The following is a 23,106-nucleotide window of genomic DNA, read 5'->3' on the forward strand; positions in this document are numbered from 1 at the left end:
CCATCCCGAACACGACCGTTAAGCCCTCCAGCGCCGATGGTACTTGGACCGCAGGGTCCCGGGAGAGTAGGACGTCGCCAAGCAACTAAAGACCACTGTTGAGACATCTCGACGGTGGTCTTTTTTTATATTTCTTGCTGATTAGGTGATGAATGGAGAATAACAAACAATCTCATACTATCCATAATAGTAATAAAATTGTTCGCCTGGAGTGGACATTTATTTGTTTGTACATGAATAGGAATCAAATGAATTACGAATTACCAAAACAAGACGCTTATCCTTGACAGCCTCATACCGCTTTGCTAAGATTGCAATAATATATTTTTAGAGACGACGTTAATCAGAGGACAAGCCCTGTATGATAAGGAGTTTGGACAATGAATGCGCCAATACAATCAAGGGAGGAACTTTCTGGTGTGGGAATCTAAGTTTGTGAAGGAAGGCTTAACTTTTGACGATGTGCTGTTAGTACCTCGTAAATCGAGTGTACTGCCACGGGAAACAGACGTATCGACAATTTTGAGCGATAAGGTTAAATTGAACATTCCATTTATGAGTGCAGGTATGGACACAGTTACCGAGGCTCCATTGGCAATTGCAATTGCTCGCGAAGGCGGTATCGGTGTTATTCATAAAAATATGTCGGCTGAGCAACAAGCCGAAGAAGTGGATCGCGTAAAGCGTTCAGAAAGCGGCGTTATTACTAATCCATTTTCGCTTTCTCCAGATCATACTGTTGAAGACGCGGATCGTGTAATGGCGAAGTATCGCATTTCTGGTGTCCCTATTGTGGATGCAGAAAATAAGCTTATAGGTATTTTGACGAACCGGGATCTTCGTTTTGTTCATGACTACAGCATTCAGATTAAAGAAGTGATGACACATGAGAACTTGGTAACAGCTCCTGTCGGCACTACGCTTCAAGAAGCAGAAGTGATTTTGCAGCAGCACAAGATCGAGAAGCTTCCATTGGTTGACGAAAGCAACACGTTGAAGGGACTTATCACGATTAAGGATATTGAGAAGGCAATCCAATATCCGAAAGCTGCGAAGGATGCTCAAGGACGTCTTCTGTGTGGTGCAGCAATCGGTATTTCCCAAGATTCATTCGAACGTGCTGAACTGCTTGTACAAGCTGGTGTTGACCTAATCGTTGTTGACTCCGCTCATGGCCATCATATCAATATTATTGAAGCAGTACGCAAGCTACGCGGCTTGTACCCTGAGTTGACTATCGTAGCAGGGAATGTAGCTACTGGTGAAGCAACTCGTGATTTGATTGAGGCAGGCGCTTCTGTAGTTAAGGTTGGTATTGGACCAGGTTCCATCTGTACGACTCGGGTTATTGCTGGTATCGGCGTACCACAAATTACAGCTGTATACGACTGTGCGAGCGTAGCTCGTGAGTACGGCATCCCTGTTATTGCGGATGGCGGTATTAAATACTCTGGTGATATTACAAAAGCAATCGCTGCAGGTGCAAGTGCGGTTATGCTCGGAAGCTTGTTTGCAGGTACAGAAGAAAGCCCTGGTGAATCTGAAATTTATCAAGGCCGCAGCTTCAAAGTATACCGCGGTATGGGCTCGCTAGGCGCAATGAAGCAAGGCAGTAAGGATCGTTACTTCCAAGACAGCAGCAATGAGAAGAAGCTGGTTCCAGAAGGCATTGAAGGCCGTGTAGCTTACAAGGGGCCTTTGGCTGATACGATCCATCAATTGCTTGGCGGATTGAGAGCAGGTATGGGTTACTGTGGTACGAACACTCTAAAAGAGCTTCAAAATGATACTCATTTTGTGAAGATATCTGGCGCAGGATTGCGTGAAAGTCATCCGCATGATGTACAAATTACAAAGGAAGCTCCTAACTATTCCATGTAATTGTGTTGCATTTACGGAAAATGTCGACAAGGAAAGACAGGGTATTACAACCCTGTCTTTTTTTTGCGTGTCTGGCTATGTTAGAATAGCTATGGGACTCAACAGGAGAGGAGTTGTACGTAGTGTCTAAGCAACATACAACAGTGAAACATAACAAATGGAAACGAGCGGTCGCTTTGGTTACCGCTTGTCAAATATTAAGCTTCGCCTTATTGCCATCAGCAGGAATGGTGGCAGCTGAGGCAGCTGCTCAAACTCAAACGCAAACGAAGCAAGTAGCGGCAACGAAGGGGAACAACAATCAAGTTATTACGGATAAGTCTAAGCTTGATTTGAAGCTTCGCTCCGCGGTTCTTATGGAAGCTTCAACGGGAAAAATATTAGTCGATATTGACTCGGAGATCTCTTATCCTCCAGCAAGCATGACGAAGATGATGACAGAGTACATTGTCATGGAGAAAGTGAAGAAAGGCGAGTTGAGCTTCGACGACGAGGTTGTAGCGAAGAAAAATGCATCCGTAACAGAAGGATCCCGCATCTTCTTGGCAGAAGGGGATACGCATAAGGTTCGCGATTTGTATATTGCGATGGCAATCGGTTCTGCCAACGATGCAACGGTAGCTCTAGCGGAGCATATTGCTGGCTCTGAGGCTGAGTTTGTAAAAATCATGAACGAGACAGCAAAGCGTCTTGGCATGACGAAGACACACTATATCAACTCTACTGGATTGGATTGGGCAAGCATGCCGGAAGGCTTCCGCCCCGCTGAAAAAGCAGAGACGATGATGTCCGCAATGGATGTGGCCAAGCTGGTGCGTGCAATCGTTAATGATCACCCTGAATTCAGCGAGTATACAAAGATTCAATCCTATAAGTTCAGAGAACGTGATAAAACGCCAATCTCCAACTTGAACTGGATGCTTGAAGCCAATAAAGATGTCGTGAACTTCAAGCGTTATGCTTATCAAGGCTTGGATGGAATGAAAACAGGATTTACTGATATTGCTCAATATTGCTTCGCAGGTACAGCAGTACGCGATAATATGCGACTGATCTCAGTTGTAATGGGCGCGAAAGATAAAGGAGCACGGTTCGAAGAAACAGCGAAGCTGCTTAATCACGGGTTCGAGCATTTTGAAATAAAGAATGAGATTGCACCGAAGAAGACTGTAACAGGCGTAGAGACAGCTCCAATCAAAAAAGGTGTAGATACGGAAGTGCCGATCGTTGCGGAAACTGGTGTATCGTTCGTCATTCCTAAGGGAGCGAGCACAGAAGGCAAAATTACAAAAGAAGTGAATCTGAAGCCGGCAAATGAGCTTGTTGCCCCTATTAAGAAGGGACAACAAGTGGGTACGGTGACGTTCACATACAAGGACAATGGTGCCGAGCAGAAGAAGACCGTGAACATGATTGCAACAGAAGAAGTGGAGAAGGGCAGCTGGTGGCGTCTATTCTTCCGAGCAATCGGGGAATTCTTTGCAGATTTGTTCAAGTCTATCAAGAATTTGTTCTAGTTTCTCAGTATTGGTCATAAGAATTGGCTTTCGTCTGTGACAAAATCAATTGTCTATTCGAATGACGATCATGTAAAATAGAGGGATGAAACTGTAACAATCGAAAATGACTGACTAGTGGCGGGGGGCAATCGAAAATGGAAACAGGTACAGCTCGAGTAAAACGTGGTATGGCAGAGATGCAAAAGGGCGGCGTCATTATGGACGTCATGAATGCAGAGCAAGCGAAAATTGCTGAAGCAGCAGGCGCAACAGCAGTTATGGCGCTTGAACGTGTCCCATCTGATATTCGTGCAGCTGGTGGCGTAGCTCGTATGGCAGATCCAACAATCGTAGAAGAGGTTATGAAGGTTGTATCGATTCCAGTTATGGCGAAGGCACGCATTGGTCATTACGTAGAAGCCAAAGTATTGGAATCCCTTGGCGTAGATTACATCGATGAATCGGAAGTACTGACTCCAGCAGACGAAGTATTCCATATTGACAAAAATACATTTACCATCCCATTCGTATGCGGCGCTAAAGACTTGGGTGAGGCACTTCGCCGTATTAGCGAAGGAGCAGCAATGCTTCGTACGAAGGGTGAACCGGGAACAGGCAATATTGTTGAGGCTGTTCGCCACATGCGCTTGATCACTAGCCAAGTTCGCAAAGTTCAGAGCTTGTCGAAGGACGAGCTGTATGCAGAAGCGAAAAACTTGGGTGTAGCGTATGACTTGCTGTTACATGTTCATGAGACAGGTAAGTTGCCAGTCGTGAACTTCGCTGCAGGCGGCGTTGCAACACCAGCAGATGCAGCATTGATGATGCATCTGGGCGCTGACGGCGTATTCGTTGGTTCTGGTATTTTCAAATCCGACAGTCCTGAGAAGTTCGCTCGTGCGATTGTGGAAGCGACAACTCATTATGAAGATTATGCTCTAATTGCGAACGTATCCAAGAACCTGGGTACACCGATGAAGGGGATTGAAATCTCCAAGCTTGCGCCATCTGAGCGTATGCAGGATCGCGGCTGGTAATTATAGAAGCAGGGCAGCTGAGGAAGCACCGTGACGGTGCTTCCTAGTCGGCGTTAAGCGCCCTGTATCCTATCTATAGGTGTATTAGTATAGCCTCAGGGGAAAGAAGGGACTTCACGGATGAACATCGGAGTATTGGCGCTGCAAGGCGCGGTAGCAGAACATATGCGCAGCTTGGAGGCGGCAGGAGCCCATGCGGTAGCCGTGAAGCGGCCAGAACAGCTTGATGAGCTTCAGGGGCTTGTCATTCCCGGTGGAGAGAGTACAACCATTGGCAAGTTGATGCGGAAGTACGGCTTTATCGAGGCGATTCAGGCATTTGCAGCAGCTGGCAAGCCGATCTTCGGCACATGTGCGGGACTGATTTGCTTGGCGGAACGAGTGGAAGGCCATCAAGGCTCAGAGGAGCCGCATTTGCAGCTGATGGATATGACGGTAATGCGCAACGCATTTGGACGGCAGCGTGAAAGCTTCGAGGCAGATTTAGATGTGAAAGGGATCGAGCAGCCTGTACGTGCGGTTTTCATTCGCGCACCGCTTATCCAATCGGTCGGTGAGTGTGTTGATGTACTCTGCGAGGTGAACGGCGAGATTGTAACAGCAAGACAAGGCTCGCTTCTAGCTTGCTCGTTCCATCCGGAGCTGACATCAGATATTAGCCTGCACAGCTATTTCGTTGATATGGTTAAACAGGCTGCAAATGTAGCAGGATAAAGAATAACAAACACTTTGACTCTCCTGATGCTAGGAGAGTTAAGGTGTTTTTCTCGGATATACGGTATAATAGTGAAATAGTATGATACGGATCGAATCAAATAAGCCCAGCGTATATCGTTAGGGGTGTTCATCCGTTTCTGGCAGGAGGGTCAATCGGTGCTAGATATCAAATTGTTAAGAAGTGATTATGGACGTGTAGTAACAGCACTCCAAAATCGGGGCAAATCGGAAGAGATGATCGCGGACTTCCCGGAGCTTGACGCACGTCGCCGCGAAATGCTGCAAGAGACCGAGCAGTTGAAAAATCAACGCAATGTCGTGTCTCAAGATGTAGCGAAGAAGAAAAAAGCAGGCGAGTCAGCCGACGAACTTATTGCGCAAATGCGTGAAGTAGGCGATCGGATTAAGGAGCTCGATGAAGAGATTCGTGGTATTGAAGTACAAATGGAGCAGATTACATTATCCATTCCAAATGTACCTCATGAAAGTACACCAGTAGGTAAATCAGAGGAGGATAACGTAGAAGTTCGCCGTTGGAGCGAGCCTACCGCATTCTCCTTCGAAGCAAAGGCGCATTGGGATATCGCGCAGGATCTCGGCATCTTGGACTTCGAATCAGCTGCGAAGGTAACAGGCTCTCGCTTCGTATTCTACAAGGGGGCAGGAGCTCGCTTGGAGCGTGCCCTAATCAGCTTTATGCTGGACGTGCATACGATGCAGCATGGATATGAAGAAGTGCTCCCTCCGCTTATCGTGAACCGTGACAGCTTGATCGGTACAGGTCAGCTGCCGAAGTTCGAGGAAGATCTATTCAAGCTGGAAGGTACGGAGTATTACCTCATCCCGACGGCAGAAGTTCCTGTAACGAACCTCCACCGCGATGAGATTCTGACGGACGAGCAAGTTCCTCGTTATTATACAGCTTACAGCTCTTGCTTCCGTTCTGAAGCAGGCGCATCTGGCCGTGATACACGCGGACTTATCCGTCAGCATCAATTCAATAAGGTTGAGCTGGTGAAGATGGTTAAGCCAGAGGATTCTTATGCTGAACTGGAATCACTGACGAACCAAGCAGAGAAGATTCTGCAGCTGCTTGGCTTGCCGTATCGTGTGATGACATTGTGCACAGGAGACATTGGATTCAGCTCTGCGAAGACGTATGATTTGGAAGTATGGCTGCCGAGCAGCGGTACGTACCGTGAGATTTCGTCCTGCTCGAACTTCGAGGACTTCCAGGCGCGTCGTGCGAACATCCGCTTCCGCCGCGATACGAAATCCAAGCCTGAGTTCGTGCATACGCTGAATGGCTCTGGCCTTGCTATTGGACGTACTGTCGCTGCGATTATGGAGAATTACCAACAAGAAGACGGTTCCATTGTGATTCCAGAAGCATTGCGTCCTTATATGGGTGGATTGGAATCCATTCGCCGCAAATAATTGAAAGATCATAGTTGCATTGTTGTAATGCCTATGATATAATAAAGACTGTCCGACTCGACTCGGGCAGTCGAATATGGAGAGGTACCGAAGTGGTCATAACGGGGCGGTCTTGAAAACCGTTAGGGTGCAAGCTCACGTGGGTTCGAATCCCACCCTCTCCGCCATAACTTTTACATGTAGAACCCACATCCTTGGTGATGTGGGTTTTTTGCTGTATAAAATGCCTCTGCTGGCCGCAAACTGTAATTGAATAGTGGAGGTGTAGCTCTTATGAATCAGGAAGAACAACCGCAAGTCGATCAATCGAGGCTTGTGGATGCATGGCAGCAAACGTTGCCGGCGAAGCTTGAGCCTGGCGATAAAGCCACAGTACTGCCTGACGGCGCCAATCCACAGGCACTCGTTATTCATATCGATACAGCCGGCCGCCAAATGTACTCATTCGATTTCCATTGCGCTTATGTGGATTCGCGCGAGGTAGAGCTCAATCTCATCGATGTCGAGAAGAGTGGGGTTCATATCGATGAGCGGACTGAGGTTGTGCAGGAGCTTGTACAGAATTATGTGCGTCATATTCATGAATGCGCGCAAGCGCTGCATGATGTAACCCATCACGGCTTACAGTAGGAGGGATGAAGGTGACGAAAGCAAAGGATGGTCTGGACAAAAATTTGAGCAATGTCGTCAAGGACTTGGAGCAGGCACCGGTCAATAGTCATCATGCCCAGCAGTTACAGCAGGATCACAATGATCGACGCCATCAGGATGCACTGAATCATGATAAGCCGACGGACTTAGAACACTTATAATGACGGAGGAGTGTGCGTGCAATGAGCAAGCCAAGAGCAGTCCCTGTACCTAACCAGGAGCAATCCAGCCGGCATCAAGCAGGTAATGAACGGAATGCGATGCAAGAGCCATTGTCAGGGTCTAAGAAGACGAAGATGGCGAATCATGTCAGCCACAACAATCCCGAGGGATAAGATAACAGGGTACAAGCAACACGGATTTTCCTTGCAAGAGTGAGGAGAGTCTGTGTTTTTTTATGCAAATAAATAGGGTATGTTGAAGTTCGAATTAGTACTATTATTATTAATATTTACCAATAGGGTCCAACAAGGAAGTGAATTCCGATATAATAATGAGTGTAGTGTATTTAAGGCTTATATAGAGAGGTGAACGCGGTGGAGCATCTGACAACGAACACCAGTGCAGACAGCAACAGTTCTAAGGGGAATCATGCATCGGCTTCGCAGGATATGGATCAGTTTGAGGCAATTGCCCAATTGGGAGCACTCGATTCTGCAGCTATTGCCAGTGTGCAGCAGTATCAGCACACGAAGATCGGCCTAATCAAGCTTCTCAAGCGAATTATCTTTATTGTCATTGGGTCAGTCTTAATGGGTGTCGGACTTGAGCTATTTCTTGTTCCGAATCAAATTACAGACGGTGGAGTAACCGGCATTTCAATTATTTTGTCTTATGTAACCTCAGTGCCACTCGGTGTATTTCTATTTCTACTTAACTTGCCCTTCCTGATTATCGGCTACAAACAAATTGGCAAAACCTTTGCCCTATCCACATTACTCGGCGTCCTAGTGATGTCGCTCAGCACGACGCTGCTTCACGATGTAAGTGCATTTACAGAAAATACGTTCCTGGCTGCCGTATTTGGCGGGATTATTCTCGGTATTGGCGTGGGGCTCGTCATTCGCTATGGTGGTTCTTTGGACGGTACAGAGATTATAGCAATTTTGCTTAACAAACGTTCTCCCTTCTCCGTCGGCGAGATCATTATGTTCTTCAATTTGTTCATACTCACGAGTGCGGGCTTCGTATTTGGCTGGGATCGTGCGATGTATTCCCTCATTGCCTATTACATTGCATATAAAATGATCGATATTACCGTTGAGGGATTGAACGATTCGAAGGCGGTGTGGATTATTAGTGACAATCACAAGGAAATCGGCGATGCGCTGCTTAGACGTCTCGGTCGGGGCGTTACGTATATGAAAGGCGAGGGCGGCTTCTCCGGAGATGAGAAGAAAGTGATTTTCACCGTCATTACCCGATTGGAGGAAGCGAAGCTCAAGGGGATCGTAGAGGAGCATGATGAGCATGCGTTTCTTGCAATCGGCAACATTCATGACGTTAAGGGTGGCAGATTTAAGAAAAAGGACATCCATTAAGCAGTGAAAGATAGGACGAAGTTCATAATTCTATGTACAGGGTCGCGAAATATGTTTCAAAGGAACTATTTTCATTATCATACGTATAAGTTAATATATACTGGGTAATTTTAGCTCACTTATTATGATGAATAGGGGTTGAAGAGATTGAAGAGAGGTTTAAAAGGGGCATTAGCACTCATATTTGCTTTAGCACTAATTATTACGGGTTGTGGAGCCAAGTCTAGTCCGAAGGAATTAATCGAAGGTTCTCTAGGCAAGTCCTTCGATATGAAGTCCTATGCATTCAATACATCGATTAAGCTTGAAGATCTTCAAATGGATAATGGTGGCGCAATGGATCCAAATGCACAGATGGTCTTGAACATGCTTAAAAATGCTGAGCTTAGTGTAAATGGTGTAGTTCAACAAGAGCCTATGAAGATGGAAGCGAATCTCGAAATCAGCCTTAAAGGCGATATGGAAATGAAATTTTCTCTCCCATTGACTATGGATGAAAATAAAATGTGGGTAAAAATCCCGAATATTCCGATGTTGGCGGGCCAAATTCCAGATGAGTTGATCGGCAAAACAATTGAGATTGATTTGAAGAAAATGGCAGAGCAATCCGGCCAAGAGCTTCCTTCTGCGAAGGATATGAAGGCAATGCAGAACCTCTCGAATGATATGTTCAAAGCATTCCTCGGCAAGTTCGATGAGAAAATGTATTTCACTACAGTAGAGAAAAAAGACGCTGGTCTTCCTGAAAATGTAGATGCAAAGCAAATTGTGAAATTCAATGTTACCAATGAGAACTTGGAGCAATTCGTTACAACCCTGGTTAAAGAGGCATTGCCTGCACTAGCAGATGTAATGGGTAAGGAAGAGTACAGCAAGCTGTTTAAATTGGAAAAAGACCAAGTTGAGAAAATGAAGCAAGAAATGAAAACAGATGACAGCGAACTGAAAAAAGATATCGAAGAAATGAAAAAGTCGCTGAAGATTAACGAACTGAGCGTCACTACTGCGATCAACAATGATCAATATCCTGCATATCAAGTAATTGTAGCCAACTTGGATGTGACTGGCGACGATGGTGTGAAATCGAAGGTTGCCGCTCGCGTTACGACTGAGTTGAGCAAGATCAACGAGAAGGTTGAATTCAAGCCTGTACCAACCGATGTTCTGACAATGGAACAATTGCAGCAAATGTTCGGTGGATATTAAGATATAGTCATTAGCAAGACCGCCGCTCCTAGAGAGTGGCGGTCTTTTATTATGCGCGGAATAGTTAGAAGAAGAGGAGGAGGTATGCAAATGGGATCTAATATGGGCAAGACATGACTTGACGCTTCATTCTGTAATGTATATGGTTTACATATACAATATATAAGGTGTGTGGCCACAATGATTCACATTCGTATCGAATCATCGACTGACGAGCCGATATACGAGCAGATCGCAAGACAAATACGAACTGGTATATTCAGTGGTGATTTTAAGCCTGGAGATGCGCTCCCTTCTATACGACAACTGGCTAAGGATTTGCAAATTAGTGTCATTACAACGAAGCGTGCTTATGAGGAACTGGAGAGGGAAGGGTTTATTGACAGCATGGTTGGCAAGGGATCCTTCATCTCGGGCGCAAATCCACAGCTGATACGTGAGCAGCGTCTGCATCAGATGGAGATGATGATCGAAGAAGCGGTGAAGGACGCTAAGGCACTGAACGTATCCTTGTCTGAATTAATGGAGCATATTCGATTGGTCTATGAGGAGAGTGATTGAATCGTAAAGGAGAGAGTGACAACAAATAGAATTTGTTAGAAAGGACTTATAATCGTGAGCAATAGGAGCTTTATCAAGCGTGCAGATTTCATTCTAGAACGAAGCAGTGAAGCCGCATTGCTCAAATTCGTTGACTCTGCGGCTTCTTTATGCGTATTGATTAAGCTTTGCCGCGCAGACGGCGGAAGAATTGCGTTAACATTGATGCACATTCTTCTTGCAGCACGCCCTCAATGACTTCTGCACGATGGTTGAAGCGGGGCTCCTGAAGCAGGTTCATCAGTGTGCCTGCGCAGCCTGCCTTCGGGTCGGTCGTTCCGTATACAACGGTAGGCACTCGGGATTGAACGATTGCCCCGGCACACATCGGGCAAGGCTCCAAAGTAACATATAAAGTGCAATCAAGCAGCCGCCAAGCTTGAAGATGATCACTCGCCTCTCGAATCGCAATCATCTCGGCATGTGCAGTAGAGTCAAGCGATGTCTCTCGCAAATTGTAGCCGCGTCCAATAATCTCATTCTGATGGACGACAATAGCGCCAATGGGAACCTCTCCAATTGCCTCGGCCTTGAGGGCCTCTTCAATGGCCCTACGCATCCAGTATTCGTGCTGACTGATTTGTTCAGGTTCAATCGATTGTATTTCCAACTTCAGCTTCCTTTCTCGTATCCCTGCCTCTATGGATCCAAGCGATCTTGTATTAGACGCAAATATGTGTAAAAGTCTAGTCGTTATTCATCGAACAAATATTCGTTGTTAACAGTGTGTGTATAAAATTGTGGATAACTATATGGATGTACACAGTATTATACACATCTTATCCAAAACTGTTCACATTATGTGCATAACCTGTTGATAACCATATGTTATACACGTGAAGCAGGGGTTCGAACTTAATCGATATTATTATACCTTCTTCCCACAATAATCGCCAAAACAATGGACAAATCGCCCTATATTACGATATGATTCGAAGAGATACTCCAACGAAATCCAACATTTGTCAGGATATCCGACATTATCTCCGTATGTTTACTCTGATACTGATGGATAGGCCTGATAGAGGTGAAGCATGAGACTTTCCATCAAAGCGAAATTATCTATTTCTATAGCTTGTATCGTGTTTGTCGTCCTTCTGCTTCATATGATCCTCACTTACAACATAACCAAGGATAAGCTTGTTGAGGAAATTCAGCAGCGAATGAATGCGATTGCTCAGCAGATCAATGTGTCCGTACAGCAATCCCGCATGGCGGCGAATTCATTCGAAGAGCAGTTGGCAGAGAAGCTGCACATTGCGTCTATGTATGCTGCGGATAAGCTCCCGCCTCGAATTGCTAGTATAACGAACGAGCAACTGCAGCAAATAAGCGCTGATATTGGAATATCCCACATTTCCCTCTTGCACAAGACGCCGAACGGTGACGATATCACGATTAATCGCTCCTCTGATCCGAAAGAAATCGGCATGTCGACGAGACAGTGGGGGTATTGGTATCAAGCTTTCATTCAATTATTTGAGGATAAGCAAGTATGGATTGCGGAAGGGCAGAAGCGCAAGTATTTTTGGTCAGGTCCGTTTGATGTGTCTTCATCCAACCCTGAACATCTTGATAAATGGGGATATTATTACGATGGCAAGCGGGATTATATAATTAATCCGTTTATTCGCGATGATAAGGTTGAAACCTTCTTCGAACTGACAAAACCGAATATCTTAATTGAGCAGACATTGAGTGCTCAATCCAATATTGTGGAAATCGCAGCTCTTAATATTAATAATTTTAAAGATGAACCCACATTCAAAGTTCGCAGCGATGGTGTACAGGTGGTTGACGAGAGCAAGAGTCGTGTCTTATACGGTGAATACACCTTGAATCATGAGCGTGATGAAGAATATATTCGAAATGCGCTGGAGCGGAGAAAGCCTCTGTTCTATGAAAGTGATTTTGGCAGTAGAACCATCATTAAAGGGTTCATTCCAATCATCGGGGCGACTTCCTATGTATTGAACATATCCATGGATGCAAGAGCGGTCGTAGAGGCACTCCATGACCAGTTGATGCGCAATGTCGCGGTAGGCATTGTGCTATTGGAGATTGTTCTTATCGGAAGCTATATGCTGTCCGGCATATTGATACGTCCACTTCAATCGATACTGAACAAAATCAATATGATTTCGGTAGGCCATTTCAATACGCAATTGAATATTGATCGTAAGGATGAGCTTGGAATATTGGCTCAGCGAATTAATACGATGGCGCGGAATTTGGATGCTTCGACAGAGCGGCTGCGCATGTCGTATCTGGAGAACCGCGCCATGAAAGAGCATCTGGAATCATTCATTAACCAATCGAATGATGCTATTCATGTAACAGATCTGAAGGGACAAATTGAGCGAGTGAACCAAGCGTTCGTTGATATGTTTGGCTGGACCTCGGAAGAGGTGCTAGGCAAGCAACTATGCAATATTCCAGAGGACAAGGTGGATGAAGAGCACCAAATTCATGAAGCACAGCGTCATGGCGAATATGTGAGCAACTGGGAGACGACGCGTCTAACGAAGGATGGGCGAATCCTGGATGTTAGTGTCAGTACCTCACCAATGTACAACGAGGGCGGGGATTGCATCGCTTGGGCAAGCATTACGCGAGATATGACCAGTCGCAAGCGGATGGAAGAGCTGTTGCGACGTTCTGAGAAGCTGACGACGGTCGGTCAATTGGCAGCAGGTGTTGCGCATGAGATTCGCAATCCACTAACGACGTTGAAGGGATTCTTACAGCTGCAGCAGCGTACAAGAGCTCTGAATGACAATCACATGGATATGATGCTGGCGGAGCTGGAGCGCATCAACTTAATTGTAAGCGAATTTCTCGTATTGGCTAAGCCACAGGCAATTCAGTTTCAGCCGAAAGATGTACGCCGAATTGTTACGGACGTCGTCACTTTATTGGACAGTCAAGCGAAGTTGAATAATGTGTATTTTGCAACCCAGTTCGATGAGTTCGTGCCCTTAGTGAACTGTGAAGAGAACCAGTTGAAGCAGGTATTCATCAATGTGATGAAGAATGCAATGGAAGCAATGCCGGAAGGCGGCATGGTCGAAATTGCTGTGCAATCACGGTACAAGGGGCAGGTCGTCGTGGTGATTCGGGATCATGGCATCGGTATACCAGCGGAGCACTTGTCGCAGCTAGGTGATCCATTCTTCACGAGCAAGGAATGTGGAACAGGTCTTGGACTGATGGTGAGTCAACGAATTATTCACAATCACCGGGGGTTGATAGACATTGCAAGTGAGCAGAACTGTGGAACAGAAGTAACCATCTCGCTACCCGCCATTGGGATGGAGGACGCAGGTGGCGGAGATGATGCTGCGTCACAGCCAGCATTAACCGCAATCTCCTCATAAGGATTATAATAGTAAGGGGTGCCTTGATCAGTGACATTTACGTCTAGATCAGGGCACCCCTATTTGCAGCCTGCGTTATCCTATCTTCCACCGATCAGTTTTGATCGGTAAGTTCATTTGCGTTCGCAGCAGCATTATTTTTGTCTGTATACTTGCGAAGAATAGATACCTCTACACGGCGATTCTTCGCTTGACCTTCGGCACTATCATTGTCGGCTACAGGATGGTATTCACCCATCCCAACTGCCTGGAATTGCTTTGGATCGATTCCAGAACGCTCGAGGACAACCTTCATGAAGCTGAGTGCCCGTGCCGAGCTCAAGTCCCAGTTGGAATCGAACCGGCTGTTGCGGATAGGGCGATTGTCTGTATGCCCACTAATGACGACGGAGAAGCCTTGATACTGCTTCATCATGTCGCCGACAGTAGCCGCCAGCTGTTTGGAATCTGGTTTTAAGTCCGCTTTACCGGAATCGAAGAGTGCGCTGTCTTTGATCGTAATCTTCAATTCAGAGTGATTGAGCTTCGTGTTCAGCTGATCCGTTAAGCCATTGTTGGCAATATACTGGTTCATCTTGTTCTGAAGCTGTTCAAGCTGCTGCTGCTCCTGCTTGGCATGCAGCATATACTCATCTCGTTCACGATTGCGAGATTTCGTGTAATTTTTAGGCGTCGCATCAACCATGCTGGATTTTGATCCATCTGATCGAATGACTGCTGACTCATTTAAGATTCCAGCCCCCCCGCCGCCAGAGTTCAGCGCTGAGCTGAAGGCTTGGCTCATTTGCTCAAACTTCTTCGCGTCAACGGCTTGCATGGCGTACAACACAATGAAAAGGGCGAGCAGCAGTGTCAATATATCGGCATAAGGAATGAGCCATGTCTCATCGGTATGCTCTTCCTTCGGCGGGGTACGCAGTTTCTTACTCAACGCTTGCCCCCTCCTTAGTACTCATAAGAGAACGCTCTTGTGGAGTCAAGAAGACAGAGAGCTTCTGATTAATTGCAATCGTGGATACACCCGATTGGATGGACAAGAGCCCTTCAACCATCATGAGACGAATTTCAATTTCGCTGTGCGACAATCGCTTCAGCTTATTGGCAATTGGATGCCACAGCACATAACCAGAGAAAATACCCATCAGAGTAGCAACGAAGGCCGCAGCAATCGCTTTTGCCAGATGTTCCATCTCTGACATTTGCGATAAGGCAGCAATCAGACCGATAACGGCACCTAATACCCCCAGCGTTGGAGCATACATGCCGGCTTGGGAGAAAATAAGAGCGCCAGAATGGTGTCTTTCCTCAGTTGCGTGAATGTCTTCCATGAGCACGTCACGAACGAAGTCCTGATCATTACCATCAATAATCATCCGCATTCCGTTGCGGAGGAATTCGTCTTCAATTTCGTCAATGCGCGTTTCCAAGGCAAGCAAGCCTTCGCGACGTGTAATCGACGCCCACTCCATGAAGAGCGAGATCAATTCGACACGGTCAACTAAATCTTGCTTCTTGAAGAGAAGGCCGATTAGCTTCGGAAATTTCTTCAGTTCCTTCATCGGAAAGGCAATGAACAGGGAGCCCGCAGTACCAACGAAAATAATCATAATGGCTGCTGGGTTGGCGAGATTGGAGATAGGCGCGCCCTTAAAGTACATCCCTAGCGTGACGGCAGCAAGGCCGAGCACGAGACCAATGATCGTAGATTTTTCCATAATTCCATACACACCTCATCCATGAGTATAATGGTGCTTCCTGCGTGCGTATTCGACAGCGTGAGCCGAAATACGTGAAAAAAAGATGCAATATTCTTTTTATCGGCAAAAGAGGCCATTTTATTTAATGAAACGATATATCTCTAGTTCAAATGATGGAGGAAAAATAGGATTGACAGGAAAGAGGCGCGAGGAATAAAATGTCTTCTAAATACTTAGTAAGTTAATCGGATTATGTGGTTATCGGGAGTGGAAGGAGGTAGTCTACCATCGCGAGCGCTCGGTATTGCGGGAAGAGATGGTGTGTGGTTAATGATATGGCCTGTTATGTCAAACATCATTGAAGTGATATTCGTCGAGAAGGAATTGCTGCTTGCTGAATTTCATTATGAAAGGGGGACTTACGATGTCTAAAACCCAATTATATGCATTGGATAACTTGGCTAGCGGGACTGAGGCGAAGTCATCTGAGTATCATGCCAATGGGCATCCTCGTTTACGAGCAGTCAAATTTTTTATTTCATGGATCTGCCTGATGGCGATACTGGCAGGATGCACTTCGGGTGGAACTGGGACAGTAGGCGGCAATGGAGCAGAAGCCAATGGTTCTGCCAGCGATAAGGGGAAATCTCATCAAGTGATTCGCATCGGCTATCAGAAGGGCAACACGCTGAACGTACTCAAGGTGAACGGCAATCTAGAAAAGCGGCTGAAGGCAGATGGTTATGATGTCGAGTGGAAGGTATTTGCAGGAGGGAATTTCTTACTTGAGGCATTGAGCAGCGGCAGCATTGACTTCGGGCATGCAGCGGATGGCTCTGGTGTCTTCGCTCAAGCGGGCAATAAACCATTTGTGTATGTAGGCAATGATCTTCCGAATCCTGAAGGGATAGGCATTGTGGTGCATCCGGAGTCAGGAATCAAGTCGATTGCCGACTTGAAGGGGAAGAAGCTCGCAGTGGCCAAGGGAGGCAATCATCACTACTTGGCAGTGCTGGCGATAGAGAGGGCGGGGCTGAAATTGGAGGATGTCCAATTCGTATACGTCAAGGATGCCTCTGAAGGGCGAGCTGTATTTGAGACGAAGCAGGTGGATGCACTTGGCTCCTGGGATCCCTTTTTTGCAGCAATACAGACGGATCTGAAGCCGCTCACGCTCACGGATGGCCAAGGTTACTCTCCGAATCGTACTTTCTATTATGCCAATGAACACTTTGCCAAGGAGAAGCCTGAACTAATCCGTACCATTCTTGAGGAGATCCAAGTGTCTGATGAATGGGCGAACTCACACAAGGACGAAGTGATTAAGCTATTGTCGGAAACACAGGGAATTGACAAAGAGGCTGTCGAACTTGCCGTTAAGCGCCGCACGTACGGAGTGGAACTGTTCAATTCTGCTATTATCGACGCACAGCAGCAGCTGGCGGATACGTATTATCGGATTGGATTGATACCGAGTCCGATCAAGGTGGCGGAACGGATGCCGCTGGATACACCGTGGGCTGCGAAAGGCCCTGTTACGAGCAAGTGATGAGGAGGGATATACAATGCGCACGACAGATGCGGCTTCACCCATCGATCCGGCCAATCGAGATGTAGAACCCTTAGGGACGAATATTGTTGGCACCGATTCAGCTCGGTCAGTGGGGTTCACAAGACGTGAACAGTCTTCACGTACCGTTCGATCAATATCCCCTGATGTGCGGGGCACAGCGGATACGAAGCGGTTAGGCCAATTGGACGGAACGAATCAGCGAAGTGGATGGAAATGGGGGAGTAAGCTCGCCTCTGCCATTGTGCCATGGCTGCTGCCCCTATTATGCCTAGCGCTCTGGCAATGGGCAGCTTCGTCAGCGATCGTGTCGGCGCAGCTGCTGCCTACACCCATGAAGGTGCTGAATACTTTATGGGAGCTGACCTCAAATGGAACACTTGCCTATCATATTGGTGTTAGTTTACAGCGGGCACTTATAGGCTTTCTTATTGGCGGAGGGATCGGTTTTCTATTTGGCGTACTTAGCGGCAGGTATTTGGCTTTCTATCGATTGTTCGATACATCGATACAGATGCTGCGCAATGTTCCTCATTTGGCACTTGTCCCACTCGTTATTATTTGGCTGGGTATTGATGAAGGGGCTAAGGTCTTTCTCGTCTCTCTAGGCGTCATGTTCCCGATTTATGTGAATACGTACCATGGCATTCGCAGTGTTGATCCAGGCGTTGTGGAAATGGCGAAAGTGTATGGGCTGCGATCAGGCTTATTATTTCGGCATATTATATTGCCCGGTGCACTGCCATCCATATTTGTCGGCTTGCGGTATTCGCTTGGCGTAATGTGGTTGACGTTAATTGTCGCAGAGACGATAGCTACGGATGCTGGTGTAGGTTATCTGGCGCTCAACGCACGAGAGTTCATGCAGACAGACATCATTATTCTGAGCATCATGCTGTATGCGGCATTCGGCAAAGCAGCCGATGTGATTGCGAAGCTGTTGGAGCGCAAGTCGCTTCGTTGGAATGCAGAGCAACGAACGTGAGGTTGAACGAAGCAGCCCCGCTTGCAGTAGGTATCGGAAGTAAGGCTGATGAGATTCATTAGGTGTGGAGCATGCTTGAATGTGGAGAGAAGGAGGCGTTTGAGAAATGGGAGGATATCAAGCCATGCGCCCGTTAGCGCAAACAGGATGGCCGTTCCAAGCGAATGAGACCGCACCTGATCAGGCTGCTGCAGTAGGGGCAGAGATTAGGATTAGTGGGGTCAGTAAATTTTTTGGAGAACATCAGGTTCTTGATCATATCGATGTAACAATTACGGAGGGGCAGTTCGTTGCAGTTGTTGGTCGCAGTGGCTGTGGAAAGAGTACGCTGCTTCGTCTCCTGGCAGGGCTGGAGACAGTGACGGAGGGCGAACTACTGATTGATGGTGAGCCAATCCATGGCATTCAGGGCAGCACTACGGTGATGTTCCAAGAGAGCAGGCTCATTCCGTGGAAGACGGTGATCGATAATGTTGGAATTGGCTTGCAGGGGGATTGGAAAGGAAGAGCGGAGCAAGCGCTGCAGCAGGTCGGACTCGATAGTCGCCAGAACGATTGGCCTAGCACTCTCTCTGGCGGGCAGAAGCAGCGTGTAGCGCTGGCAAGAGCGCTGGTACGGAAGCCAAGGCTGCTGCTGCTCGATGAACCGCTCAGTGCACTTGATGCGTTGACGAAGCTGGAGATGCAGCAGCTGATTGCCTCCCTCTGGGGAACCCAGCGGTTCACAACTCTGCTTGTTACGCATGATGTGAATGAGGCTGTACGGCTTGCAGATCGTATCGTGCTTATTGATCAGGGGCGGATTGCGCTGGATGTTGCCAATCCATGCGCAAGACCGCGACAGGTAACCGATCAGGAGTTTGGAGCATTGGAGCGGCGAGTATTGGAACGGATTTTTGCTGATAGCACAGCTGTTTAGTTGTTTAGTAGCTGTCTGGCAAGACTCGGATGGAAATAGGCCTTTCCTTATTTTCTTTTGCTGTTTGCATTACTTGTTTGCTGGCAATTGTTTATGAGGGAGTTAGAGATAAGGTGACGGAGGGGGAACAAGTGTGGCACAAAGTGCAGGACATACGCTGAGAGAACGGAGAGATGAACAAAATGGCGTGGAAACGGAGCAACAACATCTCCAGAAGCAGACGGTGGCTTCGGATTGCAAAGTAAAGCGTGGTTTGCTGCAGGTGGAACAAATTGTGAAGCATATGCATGAGGATGCAGCAGAGCTGGATGCGAAGCACGGGCTGCCTGCGCATCATGTAGCGAAGCTGAAGGAAATCGGCTATCCAGCTTGGAATGTGCCGGAAGAGTATGGCGGTCAGGCCATGCCGCTTACCGCATGGCTGAAGGCTCAGGAGCTGCTTGCTCAGGCAAATCCTTCTGTAGCGCTTGGCATGGGATGGCATATGAGTATTGTGCATGAGTTGGCAGAGCGCCGAACTTGGCCGGAGGTAACCTTTGCAGACGTATGCCGCCGCATTGCTCTTGAGGGAGGGCTGCTGAATCGCGCCGTCATGGAGGTGGGGGGAGGCAGTCCTTCCCGTGGAGGCAAGACACGCACAACAGTCAAGCCGATCCCTGGTGGTGGTTATGTGGTGGACGGACGCAAGACGTTCACAACTTTCGCGCCGCTGCTGGAATGGTTTATTGTGACGGCAACACTTGAGGACAGTGAGGAAGTCATTGAACTGCTTATCCCGCACGACAGTCCGGGTGTGTCCATTGAATGGACATGGAATATGGCGGGTATGCGGGGAACAGCAAGTCATGATCTTGTGCTGGAACAGGTGAGAGTATCAAAGGATGCGTTCCTATATAAGCATAATCAGCGTGATCGTTCGCTGCTGAACCCTTATTTGCTTCATATCCCAGCTTGCTACCTGGGCATTGCAACAGCTGCCCGTGACGAGGCGATTGCCTTCGCTACCTCGTATACGCCTCCGTCGTTGTCGGAGCCTATTGTGAGTACGCCGAACGTGGAACGGCATTTAGGAGAGATAGAGCTTGAATGGATTGCAGCCAGAAGATTGCTATATAGCGTTGCGAAGTCATGGGAGTCGGGCGGAACTGAGAGAGCGGAATTGCGAGCTGCCGACCTTGCGGCTGCCAAGGTATTCGTCGTGCAGGCTGCACAATCGATTGTCGATAAGGCGATGCGAATCGTCGGTGCACACAGCCTCCGATTGGATCATCCGCTGCAGCGGATGTACCGCGATGTACGATTTGGGCTCCATAATCCCCCGATGGAGGATGTCGCGCTGACCCAGCTTGCGCGTGCATCGGTTCAACAATGGCAAGCGAGAAATCAGTCTTAGCTGAACCGTTGGATGGATCACGATATGAACGTGAACGGTGATGACTTTTTGAGCAAGGAGAGGTGATTGCCATTGAGATATGCATCAGTATCGGCAGGAGCAGATCGATTAGGTCTGCTCCTTGTTCTGTTGCTGATTGTGGGGAGGGGGGAATGTGTTCTTGTAGCCAGAATTGCCGAGACAGGGCTACCTGGATACGCCATGTGTCACTTAATTAGGCCAGCAGTGTAAGTTTCCGCATACCGCTCTGACAGTGGAAGAACTGATTGAAGCAGTAGCCAGTTCGTGGGGGAATAATTAGGTTTCTGGTGCAATCGCTATTCGAGTGAATAGACGTTCTATGCTACAATACGGAAGACATAGTTGATTCGAGAGGGGCAGCGTAGATGGGCGTTTCATTCGGGAGACCATATGAAGATATTTTGAAAGAATTGACGAACGCAATAGGACTGATTCCGGACGGGTATACGTTTTTCGAAATGACCGAAGAAGACTGGGCCGAGCTTGGACAAGCGGAACGCCAAGAAGTGTTGGAAGCGCTCGCAGATGATGTGTTCTATGGGCTGGGAGAGGATCGGCTGTTGTTCATCGGAAGCGGCAGTGTACAGTATGATCCCCAGTTTCACAACATCGAGATTGTGGTGGAAAGCGATACGGTGGCCACGGTTTCTCTAATCTAAAATTTCGCAAAAAAACGAAGAGCTGCCCGTACCGGGCAGCTCTTATTATACATAGGTGAAAGAATGCTCATGGAACAGCCAAGCATCATATTGGCAGACTACTCTGCTAAATTCGCTTCGGGCTGATACACCATACAGTGGAATTCCCCCATCCCTTCTGGTGTAGGCCGTTCATACGTATCTGTAATGAGGAATCCGGCTGTTTGATAGGCGCGAATTGCGCGATGGTTCCAGGTAAGTACCTCGAGGTCGATTTCATCTTCGGGGTGACGGCGTGCGACATCACTCACGATGGCTTGCACGAACGCAGTCCCCTTTCCATGACCAAGCAGATCAGGGCGCATGCCTAATCCGATGCGCGTAACTCCAACCAGCGGAAAATACTGTGCGAAGCCGATAAGTTCCTCGTTCCGGTTCTTGACGGATACATATTGCTTGCGGCGAATGTCGGGATCGCCCATCTCAATGCCCAACGCCTTCATCTGTTCCCAAGGAAGGAATCCATATAGCTGATACGGCGGTTCGTATTTCCAGGTGCAGATGTCCTGCGCCTCTTCCTCGGTCATGGGGTGAACGTGAAATAATGGTTCTGGCTGTGCAGGATGGTGATGACCGGACATCGAATGATTATGATTAGGTGATGATGGATCATGAGGCGAACTCATTGGTCTGTTCTCCTCCTTCGCGGCGATACAAGACGTTATCGCGTGGATTTTCTCCCATTGTGACATGGGAAGGGGAGTTTGGCAAACGGGTGTCTTACGATGTGAACGACAATGGCTGGATTACATAAGCAAAGTACAAATGGATTCGGGAGGTATAGGGACATGCAGGAGTATACGGTAATTGTATCTGTGGAAGAAGCAGCGAAGCTGATTGAAGAAGGGCAAGCGGCAGTAGCGGACTGCCGATTTTGGCTAACAGAGCCGGAGCGTGGACAGGCAGCGTATGAGGAAGGACATCTTCCGGGGGCCGTTTATTTTGATTTGGATCGGGATCTGTCATCACCACGTGGGGTACATGGCGGACGTCACCCATTGCCAGAGATTAGCGAATTGGCACAGAAGCTTGGTGCAAGCGGCATTGACCGTACTACGACGGTAATTGCCTATGATGATCAAGGTGGAGCCATGGCTAGCCGCCTGTGGTGGCTGCTGCAATATATCGGTCATGAAGGCCATGTTTATGTAATGGATGGCGGATACACTGAGTGGGTGGAAGCGGGACACCCTGTATCGGCAGAAGGCCCTGAAATTGCAACACGCAGCTATGAACCGCAGGTTCGTCCGGAGCTTGTTCTTCATGTTGATGATATTCGGGAGCGACTCGGAAGACCGGGTGTCGTCATGATTGACTCTCGCGAGGCTGACCGCTATGCGGGACGCATTGAGCCTATAGATGCGAAGGCGGGGCATATCCCGGGAGCGGTGAACCAATTTTGGCGCAATCGCCTCGATGAAGCAGGGAACTGGCTAACTGTGCAAGCGCAGCGTGAGCAATGGGAGCCGGTCGTGCAAGGCGCAGAGGAAGTCATCGTCTATTGCGGATCTGGCGTAACGGCATGCCCGAACCTCTTGTCCTTGTGGCAATCGGGAATTAAGGGTGCGAAGCTGTATGCAGGAAGCTGGAGCGATTGGAGTTCTTACGCGGACAATCCGATTGCAACGTTGGAGGAATAAGAGCTGGACCGCGTCGGACGCGAGCTTTGGGGCTGTGACAGGTGGTGAGCAAGTGACCTGTTTCGGCTCTCTTTGGCGTTCTCGTTCAACAGCTGGCAAACAAGAAGCCGGAGAAAACAGTTGCAGCAGGCCCAGAGCCAGCCACGGTTCAACAATTGAGACAGGTTACTGTTGAAAAGCTCGTCAAGTATATCCATCCACAAACGTGCGATTGTCTTTGGCTTGGGAGCAAGAGTC

General features: G+C 47.8%; 22 protein-coding genes, 1 tRNA gene and 1 rRNA gene. 20 read left to right on the plus strand and 4 right to left on the minus strand.

Annotated features, from left to right (window positions below):
* The 13 genes from rrf to BP95_RS0113090 form a co-directional block, all read left to right on the plus strand.
* A 5S ribosomal RNA gene (gene rrf, locus BP95_RS31925) occupies positions 1–83 on the plus strand; the annotation flags it as partial.
* A 334-nt stretch (positions 84–417) separates the two neighbouring features.
* On the plus strand, positions 418–1,881 hold the full coding sequence (gene guaB, locus BP95_RS0113035) for an IMP dehydrogenase (RefSeq protein ID WP_021253505.1): 1,464 nt from the start codon (positions 418–420) through the stop codon (positions 1,879–1,881).
* Between the two features lie 122 nt (positions 1,882–2,003).
* Positions 2,004–3,398 (plus strand): D-alanyl-D-alanine carboxypeptidase family protein, encoded by a 1,395-nt coding sequence (locus BP95_RS0113040; RefSeq protein WP_028532401.1) that lies wholly within the window; start codon positions 2,004–2,006, stop codon positions 3,396–3,398.
* A gap of 137 nt (positions 3,399–3,535) precedes the next feature.
* Complete coding sequence (pdxS, locus tag BP95_RS0113045) at positions 3,536–4,417, plus strand: pyridoxal 5'-phosphate synthase lyase subunit PdxS (protein ID WP_021253503.1); 882 nt, start codon at positions 3,536–3,538, stop codon at positions 4,415–4,417.
* A 120-nt stretch (positions 4,418–4,537) separates the two neighbouring features.
* Positions 4,538–5,131, plus strand: a complete 594-nt coding sequence (pdxT, locus tag BP95_RS0113050; RefSeq protein ID WP_021253502.1) for a pyridoxal 5'-phosphate synthase glutaminase subunit PdxT — start codon at positions 4,538–4,540, stop codon at positions 5,129–5,131.
* Positions 5,132–5,290: 159 nt separating this feature from the next.
* Positions 5,291–6,571 carry a serine--tRNA ligase gene (gene serS / locus BP95_RS0113055; RefSeq protein WP_028532402.1) on the plus strand — a complete coding sequence of 427 codons (1,281 nt, stop codon included), beginning with the start codon at positions 5,291–5,293 and terminating at the stop codon, positions 6,569–6,571.
* Between the two features lie 78 nt (positions 6,572–6,649).
* A tRNA-Ser gene (locus tag BP95_RS0113060) sits at positions 6,650–6,738 on the plus strand.
* A 106-nt stretch (positions 6,739–6,844) separates the two neighbouring features.
* Positions 6,845–7,201, plus strand: a complete 357-nt coding sequence (locus BP95_RS0113065; RefSeq protein ID WP_021253500.1) for a hypothetical protein — start codon at positions 6,845–6,847, stop codon at positions 7,199–7,201.
* Positions 7,202–7,212: 11 nt separating this feature from the next.
* Positions 7,213–7,383 carry a hypothetical protein gene (locus BP95_RS33570; RefSeq protein ID WP_162833944.1) on the plus strand — a complete coding sequence of 57 codons (171 nt, stop codon included), beginning with the start codon at positions 7,213–7,215 and terminating at the stop codon, positions 7,381–7,383.
* 21 nt (positions 7,384–7,404) lie between these two features.
* The gene (locus BP95_RS0113075) at positions 7,405–7,557 is read left to right on the plus strand and encodes a small acid-soluble spore protein P (protein WP_028532403.1); all 153 of its coding nucleotides are present in this window, start codon (positions 7,405–7,407) and stop codon (positions 7,555–7,557) included.
* 201 nt (positions 7,558–7,758) lie between these two features.
* Entirely contained in the window at positions 7,759–8,763 is a 1,005-nt protein-coding gene (locus BP95_RS0113080) for a YitT family protein (protein ID WP_021253498.1), read from the plus strand.
* Between the two features lie 147 nt (positions 8,764–8,910).
* Positions 8,911–9,969, plus strand: coding sequence for a hypothetical protein (locus tag BP95_RS0113085; protein ID WP_028532405.1), 1,059 nt, complete (start codon positions 8,911–8,913; stop codon positions 9,967–9,969).
* A 183-nt stretch (positions 9,970–10,152) separates the two neighbouring features.
* On the plus strand, positions 10,153–10,530 hold the full coding sequence (locus BP95_RS0113090; protein WP_028532406.1) for a GntR family transcriptional regulator: 378 nt from the start codon (positions 10,153–10,155) through the stop codon (positions 10,528–10,530).
* Positions 10,531–10,690: 160 nt separating this feature from the next.
* Here the strand turns inward: BP95_RS0113090 and tadA are convergent, their stop codons facing one another.
* The gene (gene tadA / locus BP95_RS0113095; protein ID WP_021253495.1) at positions 10,691–11,179 is read right to left on the minus strand and encodes a tRNA adenosine(34) deaminase TadA; all 489 of its coding nucleotides are present in this window, start codon (positions 11,177–11,179) and stop codon (positions 10,691–10,693) included.
* A gap of 424 nt (positions 11,180–11,603) precedes the next feature.
* Here tadA and BP95_RS0113100 point away from each other — a divergent pair, with 424 nt between their 5' ends.
* Positions 11,604–13,946, plus strand: a complete 2,343-nt coding sequence (locus BP95_RS0113100) for a PAS domain S-box protein (protein WP_021253494.1) — start codon at positions 11,604–11,606, stop codon at positions 13,944–13,946.
* A gap of 94 nt (positions 13,947–14,040) precedes the next feature.
* On the opposite strand, the gene BP95_RS0113105 is transcribed toward BP95_RS0113100, so the two are convergent.
* Together BP95_RS0113105 and motA are read right to left on the minus strand one after the other, a co-directional pair.
* Positions 14,041–14,877, minus strand: coding sequence for a flagellar motor protein MotB (locus BP95_RS0113105; RefSeq protein WP_021253493.1), 837 nt, complete (start codon positions 14,875–14,877; stop codon positions 14,041–14,043).
* The gene (motA, locus tag BP95_RS0113110; RefSeq protein WP_021253492.1) at positions 14,870–15,661 is read right to left on the minus strand and encodes a flagellar motor stator protein MotA; all 792 of its coding nucleotides are present in this window, start codon (positions 15,659–15,661) and stop codon (positions 14,870–14,872) included. The genes BP95_RS0113105 and motA overlap by 8 nt, the downstream gene beginning before the upstream one ends.
* Before the next feature lie 406 nt (positions 15,662–16,067).
* Between motA and BP95_RS0113120 the strand changes: the two genes are divergently transcribed.
* From BP95_RS0113120 to BP95_RS0113140, 5 genes are all read left to right on the plus strand, one after another.
* The gene (locus BP95_RS0113120; protein WP_021253491.1) at positions 16,068–17,192 is read left to right on the plus strand and encodes a sulfonate ABC transporter substrate-binding protein; all 1,125 of its coding nucleotides are present in this window, start codon (positions 16,068–16,070) and stop codon (positions 17,190–17,192) included.
* Between the two features lie 205 nt (positions 17,193–17,397).
* The gene (locus BP95_RS0113125; protein ID WP_051249893.1) at positions 17,398–18,198 is read left to right on the plus strand and encodes an ABC transporter permease subunit; all 801 of its coding nucleotides are present in this window, start codon (positions 17,398–17,400) and stop codon (positions 18,196–18,198) included.
* 106 nt (positions 18,199–18,304) lie between these two features.
* Positions 18,305–19,117, plus strand: coding sequence for an ATP-binding cassette domain-containing protein (locus BP95_RS0113130; RefSeq protein WP_021253489.1), 813 nt, complete (start codon positions 18,305–18,307; stop codon positions 19,115–19,117).
* A 133-nt stretch (positions 19,118–19,250) separates the two neighbouring features.
* A complete protein-coding gene (locus BP95_RS0113135; RefSeq protein ID WP_021253488.1) occupies positions 19,251–20,510 on the plus strand; it encodes an acyl-CoA dehydrogenase family protein in 1,260 nt (419 codons plus the stop codon).
* 386 nt (positions 20,511–20,896) lie between these two features.
* Positions 20,897–21,190: a hypothetical protein gene (locus tag BP95_RS0113140; protein ID WP_028532409.1), complete on the plus strand. Its 294-nt coding sequence runs from the start codon at positions 20,897–20,899 to the stop codon at positions 21,188–21,190.
* A gap of 98 nt (positions 21,191–21,288) precedes the next feature.
* Here the strand turns inward: BP95_RS0113140 and BP95_RS0113145 are convergent, their stop codons facing one another.
* Positions 21,289–21,810 carry a GNAT family N-acetyltransferase gene (locus tag BP95_RS0113145; protein WP_036667058.1) on the minus strand — a complete coding sequence of 174 codons (522 nt, stop codon included), beginning with the start codon at positions 21,808–21,810 and terminating at the stop codon, positions 21,289–21,291.
* A 207-nt stretch (positions 21,811–22,017) separates the two neighbouring features.
* Between BP95_RS0113145 and BP95_RS0113150 the strand changes: the two genes are divergently transcribed.
* On the plus strand, positions 22,018–22,869 hold the full coding sequence (locus BP95_RS0113150; protein ID WP_028532411.1) for a sulfurtransferase: 852 nt from the start codon (positions 22,018–22,020) through the stop codon (positions 22,867–22,869).
* Positions 22,870–23,106: the final 237 nt, after the last annotated feature.

This window comes from Paenibacillus sp. UNC217MF, assembly GCF_000686865.1.
Lineage (GTDB): Bacteria > Bacillota > Bacilli > Paenibacillales > Paenibacillaceae > Paenibacillus_B > Paenibacillus_B suaedae.

Excerpts from the sequence above, each read along its gene's own strand:
- BP95_RS0113065 (WP_021253500.1), top strand. The coding sequence starts at position 6,845 with ATGAATCAGGAAGAACAACCGCAAGTCGATCAATCGAGGCTTGTGGAT.
- motA (WP_021253492.1), bottom strand. The coding sequence starts at position 15,661 with ATGGAAAAATCTACGATCATTGGTCTCGTGCTCGGCCTTGCTGCCGTC.
- BP95_RS0113145 (WP_036667058.1), bottom strand. The coding sequence starts at position 21,810 with ATGTCCGGTCATCACCATCCTGCACAGCCAGAACCATTATTTCACGTT.
- BP95_RS0113140 (WP_028532409.1), top strand. The coding sequence starts at position 20,897 with ATGGGCGTTTCATTCGGGAGACCATATGAAGATATTTTGAAAGAATTG.
- BP95_RS0113150 (WP_028532411.1), top strand. The coding sequence starts at position 22,018 with ATGCAGGAGTATACGGTAATTGTATCTGTGGAAGAAGCAGCGAAGCTG.
- pdxT (WP_021253502.1), top strand. The coding sequence starts at position 4,538 with ATGAACATCGGAGTATTGGCGCTGCAAGGCGCGGTAGCAGAACATATG.
- BP95_RS0113130 (WP_021253489.1), top strand. The coding sequence starts at position 18,305 with ATGGGAGGATATCAAGCCATGCGCCCGTTAGCGCAAACAGGATGGCCG.
- pdxS (WP_021253503.1), top strand. The coding sequence starts at position 3,536 with ATGGAAACAGGTACAGCTCGAGTAAAACGTGGTATGGCAGAGATGCAA.
- BP95_RS0113120 (WP_021253491.1), top strand. The coding sequence starts at position 16,068 with ATGTCTAAAACCCAATTATATGCATTGGATAACTTGGCTAGCGGGACT.
- BP95_RS0113075 (WP_028532403.1), top strand. The coding sequence starts at position 7,405 with ATGAGCAAGCCAAGAGCAGTCCCTGTACCTAACCAGGAGCAATCCAGC.
- BP95_RS0113100 (WP_021253494.1), top strand. The coding sequence starts at position 11,604 with ATGAGACTTTCCATCAAAGCGAAATTATCTATTTCTATAGCTTGTATC.